Source organism: Terrimonas alba (assembly GCF_042434975.1).
GTDB classification, from domain to species: Bacteria; Bacteroidota; Bacteroidia; order Chitinophagales; family Chitinophagaceae; genus Terrimonas_B; species Terrimonas_B alba.
Window position 1 is genome coordinate 1 of sequence record NZ_JBHMQM010000030.1, and the last position, 1,565, is coordinate 1,565.

The 1,565-nt window shown below is 41.7% G+C and carries 1 protein-coding gene; it reads right to left on the reverse strand.

Features of this window, described 5'->3' with window-relative positions; translation table 11 throughout:
* Nucleotides 1-392: 392 nt before the first annotated feature.
* On the reverse strand, nt 393-1,463 hold the full coding sequence (locus ACFEL9_RS26035; RefSeq protein WP_385896314.1) for an IS110 family RNA-guided transposase: 1,071 nt from the start codon (nt 1,461-1,463) through the stop codon (nt 393-395).
* Nucleotides 1,464-1,565: the final 102 nt, after the last annotated feature.

Sequence of the window (1,565 nt, forward strand, 5' to 3'; positions counted from 1 at the left end):
CCTATGTATAGGCCTTCAGAGAAGGATCATATCGTCAACACTTATTTCTTTTGAAAGCAATCCCGAATGCTTTCGGGACTGCCTTCGCCAGATGTTTTTTTGTCCATATCAAAATTATTTTAGTTTCCGCATTTCTGCAAACTCTTTCATCATCCATTACCAGCGTCCTATGAGTAGACTTTCCGCCAACTGGCGGATGCTACAAGTCCTTGTGTTTAAATTTAATGATGTTTCTCCGTCATTGGCGGAGAAAACAACCGGCTACAGGCTTTGGCAAAGTCAAAGCTTCGCTGTTTGGGTATTTCACGATGACAACCCATGTTTAGTAGTCCGGTCGCTATTGGTTTTATTTGTTTTGTAATGAACAATGATTATCGTTGTTTATTTATTTTTTATTTCACTACGCCTTTTTCATATGGTTTTTCTGTCAGCCATACATAACGGATACGGCTCAGTAGTTTACGGGCTATCTTCACTATGATCAGTTTGGGTTCTTTGCCTCTTTTTAATTGATGACTGTAAAATAAAGACAAAGCAGGATCAGTTCGTTTGGCTGTCCATGCACATTCCACCAGGTCACTTCTTAACTGGCGATGCCTTCTTATCGTCAATCTGCCTTTTAATTCTTTTTCTCCACTGCTGTGTTCTGACGGCAATAGCCCGATAAAACTATTGAGATGATAAAATGACGGGAAGCGTTTCATGTCACCGATCTCTGTTATCAATAAGGCGGCTGTCAGCGGGCCAATGCCGGTTATGGTTCGTAACAAATAGTACAATTTTTTGTATGCTGCACTGCGCATCAGCTTTCGGATATCATTGCTGATGCTTAATAATTCTTTACGCAACAGCTCTGCTTCCCGTATCATATAATCCAATGTAGCCCGGTTGCTGGCATACTCAAATTTGATAGCGTATAACCATTGCAAAAAATTCCTGCTCCAGTTGCTGTTGGAAAATTTATCGGGCAATGCAACACCGGTATAATCCAGGAATCCTTTGATCCTGTTTTTGCAACGGACCAGGTCTCTCCAGATTTTTTTACGATGACGCACCAGCGAACGGTCAGCTTCCTGCTGCAGCGACGGAATATAAATACCCCGCAATTGACCACATTGCAAAGCCATCGCAATACCTCTTGCATCCCTGGGATCGGTTTTGCTTACCTCATCTTTATGAGTAGCCGGTATATCGGCCGGATTAACTACGATACAGCCAACACCTTTGCTGCTCAACTGACGCTGTATCCAATAGCCAAACTTTCCTCCTTCGTAAGCACAGACATAATCAGCTCCCGGATAGTTTGTTTGCAAAAATTTATATAATGCCTGCGGCGATGGCGGCTGATGGATATTGCGCAGGTATTGATCATTTAAAAACAAAGCGGCATTCCAGCTTCGCTTGTGCACATCCAATCCTACATAAATTGTTTGCTCTGCAAAATTTGTTTTTACTTTTGTCATGGCGTTTAGAGTTTGGGATGAACAATTTTTGTTTTTGTAGTCAAAGTTATTTTGGTCTACTGTCCTGCTCTAAACGCCTTTCTATATAGCATAAGGGCTTTG

Excerpts from the sequence above, each read along its gene's own strand:
- ACFEL9_RS26035 (WP_385896314.1), bottom strand. The coding sequence starts at position 1,463 with ATGACAAAAGTAAAAACAAATTTTGCAGAGCAAACAATTTATGTAGGA.